Annotated in this window: 5 protein-coding genes and 1 pseudogene; 3 read left to right on the forward strand and 3 right to left on the reverse strand. The window is 39.2% G+C overall.

Going from position 1 to position 4,383, the window contains the following annotated elements; all coding sequences use genetic code 11:
• Window positions 1-160 precede the first annotated feature (160 nt).
• Both ACFE90_RS36695 and ACFE90_RS36700 read right to left on the reverse strand, forming a co-directional pair.
• On the reverse strand, window positions 161-451 hold the full coding sequence (locus tag ACFE90_RS36695; RefSeq protein WP_196522313.1) for a hypothetical protein: 291 nt from the start codon (window positions 449-451) through the stop codon (window positions 161-163).
• Window positions 452-461: 10 nt separating this feature from the next.
• Window positions 462-1,070 (reverse strand): annotated as a pseudogene (locus ACFE90_RS36700) (hypothetical protein); the annotation flags it as partial.
• Window positions 1,071-1,190: 120 nt separating this feature from the next.
• Between ACFE90_RS36700 and ACFE90_RS36705 the strand changes: the two are divergent.
• The 3 genes from ACFE90_RS36705 to ACFE90_RS36715 all read left to right on the forward strand — a co-directional run bounded on the left by ACFE90_RS36705 (window position 1,191) and on the right by ACFE90_RS36715 (window position 3,503).
• Complete coding sequence (locus tag ACFE90_RS36705; RefSeq protein WP_375507159.1) at window positions 1,191-2,003, forward strand: ParA family protein; 813 nt, start codon at window positions 1,191-1,193, stop codon at window positions 2,001-2,003.
• A gap of 2 nt (window positions 2,004-2,005) precedes the next feature.
• Complete coding sequence (locus ACFE90_RS36710; RefSeq protein WP_375507160.1) at window positions 2,006-3,142, forward strand: ParB/RepB/Spo0J family partition protein; 1,137 nt, start codon at window positions 2,006-2,008, stop codon at window positions 3,140-3,142.
• 112 nt (window positions 3,143-3,254) lie between these two features.
• A complete protein-coding gene (locus ACFE90_RS36715) occupies window positions 3,255-3,503 on the forward strand; it encodes a hypothetical protein (protein WP_375507161.1) in 249 nt (82 codons plus the stop codon).
• A 322-nt stretch (window positions 3,504-3,825) separates the two neighbouring features.
• On the opposite strand, the gene ACFE90_RS36720 is transcribed toward ACFE90_RS36715, so the two are convergent.
• Window positions 3,826-4,152, reverse strand: a complete 327-nt coding sequence (locus ACFE90_RS36720; protein ID WP_375507162.1) for a GFA family protein — start codon at window positions 4,150-4,152, stop codon at window positions 3,826-3,828.
• Window positions 4,153-4,383: the final 231 nt, after the last annotated feature.

Genomic DNA, 4,383 nt, shown 5'->3' on the forward strand with positions numbered 1-4,383 from the left:
TTATAAATGTCAAATTATCATTTTTGCTGAGTAATTTATTTCTTGGAAGTCCCTTGAGCCATCGCACAGAAACTTGTGTAAAATAATATAAAAACATACTGATAGAAAGAATGGCACAGGCTAATTTCCCTTCTTTACCGTTGCCAACTTCCTTTGAGGGTTACAAATCAAAATCAAGGCTGAATGTTTCCCCTGAAGAATCTTCTTCTTTCTCCTCTGCAAATGGAGTTGGAGTCCAAGAGGTGAGTTGGTTTGACTCAGTATTAATGGGTGTGTCAGCTAAAAGTTGTGCAGGTAATCCAGCCTTGATGAAAACAAAATAGCAATCAACGATAAAGTAAAGCGTGTCCAGGTAACTTTTATCTAGTTTTTGCGATTCTGCAAATATGCGCTCTCGGTAATTATCTTTGAGGCGAACTTTTTCCGGTGCTAAGTCTTTTTTATCTGCCATTGTTATAACTTCACTTAAGAGATGTAGTAGTTGGGTTCTTACCAAGAATAGTTTTTGCCATTTCTAGAAGCCCAGAGACATTGGCTTCTGCCGGATTGTCCAGGATTTTGAAGCCGTTTTTCTCCAACAGCTTTTTAAATCCTGGTATAGCAGTCGAACTATAGGTTAGGACGTTAACAATGAGCCTAAGTCAGTTTTCTAAACGATTCTTTTGTCCTAAGCTTTGCTTCCGTTGCTATAAAAGACAGCCTCCACCAATCGCCCAGATTTCATCCCCTTGGTGTTTGGCATCAAGCGTGAGATTCACTACTTTCTTCAAGTATTTTTCATACCAATCTTTTAAAGAAGCGCTGTATATATCTTTAATATCAATGTCACGGCTGTACCTAGTGTGCCCCATCTCCAGACAAAATCGGATTTTGGAGGCATCCCCGATTTTTCCGCCATTTAGATGTTTCATTTTTTGGGAAATATCATCGATGAGAACTTCTACACCGATGGGGTAGGCAGTGTGAACTTCTCGTTTCCCTTGGTTGTAACGAGAATAGAGAGTCGTTCCATTGCCAAAGTCTAAAATGGTTAATTTTTTCGGTAGTGGATGCCCAAACAATGCACCCATTAATAAACTATCTTGAATGGAAGACACAATAAAAAAGACAAGTAATTAGTTGGATCATATATTGATATATGATCTCAGCGTCACAATATATGATTCGGAAATAGCACTCAAAGCGAAGCCATGCAAATTCGACTAGCTGTAATTAGCAATGCTGGAGGCAGTGGTAAGACTACACTTTCAGTTCATTTAGCTTACGACTTAGCAAAACGCAAGTACAATGTAGCCCTACTAGACCTCGACCCACAAGGCTCATTAACGTTATTCTGTGGTTTGAATCCACCAGAACCAGAACAGACTTTAGCAGGAGTTCTCAAAGATCAATTTGACGGTGTTTGGCCATTAACTCCTTGCTGGAGCCAGTACACCAATAATGTTGTCGTATGTCAAGGGGGAATGGTATTAACCCAAACAGCAGATGAACTTGTCCTACACAAAAGAGGAGCCTACCTTTTAGCCGACTGTTTAACAGATTATCCACTAGCACACGACGTAATTATTTTTGATTGCCCAGCAACCCTTGGCCCTTTACCTTTAATGGCTCTAGCCGCTTGTACACATATTATTATCCCCGTACAGCTAGAACCAAAATCAATTCAAGGTGCAGCACATTTATTGGAATGGTACTACTATCATTGCAAACACTTACGTTTAAACCCAACTCCAGAAATTTTAGGATTTGTTCCCAATCAATATGATGTTCGCAGAAGTACTCATAGACAGATGCTTGCAGGATTGCCTGAACAGTTGCAACAGATGAAGATTCGAGCATTTCCAGCAATCCGGGATAGCGCAGAATTTGTCAATGCTAGTGGTCAAGGTTTACCATTGCATATTTACCGTCCTAGTCATCCTGCTAAGGATGATTTTAAAGAAACTACTTCTCATATTGTGGCTTTAATTGGAAAACCTAAGACAACTAAAAAGACAAAATAATTATGTGCGCTCGTAACACTCCTAATCTTACAAATTATTTTTCAGGTGCAAAGCAATCTCAGCAATTATCTGAAGCAGAGGAAGAAATACAGCAATTAAGAGCAGAGATTGAAGAACTTCGTGACAAAAATTCAGGCGAGTTGGAAACACAATTGGAAGAGTTGCGAACACAACTTCAGTCACAAATAGGTATTTTGTCAATTCCTATTGAGCAAATAGAGCCAAATATAGAACAACCTAGACAAACATTTTTAACTGAAAGTCTTGAATCTATGTCTCGCTCTTTAACTAGTTATGGACAGTTACAACCAGTTATTCTGATTCAAAGGGAGAATCATCTATTAATTTTTGACGGAGAGCGACGCTGGCGCAGTGCTAAAGCTTTAGGTTGGCAAACCTTGTCAGCAGTTATTATTCCAGAACCAACTGGTTTACATCGTAAAGCACTACTAACTTCTCTACATCGAGAAGACCTTAATCCTTTGGATAAAGCCGAGGCGATCACGCGTGAATTGTCTACAATTACTGGATTAGAACTTCAAGATATTCCGCGTATTCTTTCAACAGTAGTTCGACGTTTGAATAGTCAAAAGCGTATAACATCGCTGGTGGATTTAATAACAGCAGATGCAAAAAAACAAGAAAAAGAACTAGAGTCTTTAGATTTAAGCGACTCAGAACAAGCAATCTTAAGTCTACTCTTAGATTTACAGCTAAATCCTGCTTCTATCGATGCCAATATTTTTCCGATGCTATCTTTAGCAGAAGACCTAAAACTTGCCATAAGAGCAGGACTTAAAGGTGTTCATGCAATGGCTCTACAAAAACTTTCCGCAAAAAATTTGGGATTGACTGAACAAAAAGCAAAATCTATTAGGGAAGAGACTACGCACAAAGTAATAGTAGAAAAGTTGTCTGTTGTTGCTACTCGAAAATTAGTAGCTGAAGTGATAGCATCTGAGTCCGAGGTAGCAGTAACCGAAAATACGAAGAAAAAAGCAGTATCCCAAGCATCTAGTCGTTTGCAAAAACTCTCTTTAGAGTTGCTCAAGCAAGCTAACCCTGCTGAATTAATAGAATTACAGGAAGTCTTACGTCACAAATTAGTAGAAATTGAAAAAGTACTAAAACAAAATTAAACATCGGTCGCTACCCTCTGCTAACTAATTGTCACTATTTTAGTAATTAGATGCACCAATATATTGATGCTTAGAAATTATCCTTAAAAATAGAACACCGATTACAGAACCGATGCCCAGCAAAACAATAGATGTCCGAGAGTACACCGTCAGAGCGCACAAGCGGGAAATTCATACTTGCGTTTTCAACTTCGTATGTAAGCAGTGTGAGCAACCCACGCAACGAGAAACCTTTGGTGTGCGACCGCTTTATTGTGAGAAATGCCGTCCACCACAAGCACCCAAGAAATCAGTAGTCCCTCTCAAGAAGAGAAAACCCAGAGCTATGACTTACAAAAGTGGCAAAGACATAGCAGGATGATTTGTTGTCTCAAGGTTAAGAGTGATGTCTACGACGGGCTATTCGGTGTCGCACTTTGTGAGTGAAGCAGTGCGCTGATTCGCCCAACGTAACTCAAACTGGTAAAAAGTAACTCTAATGTTTAGGAGTCAAAACAATTCAAAATTCAAAATTATCAATTTCATTATTACAATCAGTCCTTGCTCTGAAACCCGCCACTGCCTTGTTGACCACTGAATTTTATTCAGTGCTTGCTCTGTACCCAGAATTAATCAATTAAAAATTTTTATTTCTTACAAAATGTTTGAATTTTGAATTTTGAATTTTGAATTTCATTAAATGGTCATTCAGGAGGTGCAAACTGTGCAAACACCTCAGCCCCTGTCAGGTTCTTAGTTTGATTGGCAAAACAGTAATATTTGGGCTTTTCATCAATGAATACCTGATGATCGAAAACAAGACCTTCACAGTTGTCGAATAGTCCAACAGGTATGAAATACTGGTTATTTTGTTTTAATTTATAAAAAAGATGGCTACCACACTGCTTACAGAATCCACGTTCTGCCCACTGTGACGATTGATAAAGCCCAATATTTTCTTCACCAGAGAAGCTAACATCACTTTCACACTCAACTACTAACAAAGGGCCTCCACCCCAGTTGCGGCACATACTACTTCCGACACGCTGTCACATTTTCACTCATACTAGTTGTGGAAATGCTTACGGCTCCACACAGGCAGCTACGGGAGCAATGCTTACGTTAGACATATTATTTTCTCCGATTCCACGCAGGCGCTCCAATTGCTCACATTTCCCCTATTTCATACTGGAAATGCCAAGAATATCAAGGGAGCAACGCGATTTGGTGAGGTAGGATCAAAAACCAGCGATCGCTAAAAA

The sequence above is a fragment of the uncultured Nostoc sp. genome, assembly GCF_964245445.1.
In the GTDB taxonomy this organism is placed as follows: Bacteria; Cyanobacteriota; Cyanobacteriia; order Cyanobacteriales; family Nostocaceae; genus Nostoc.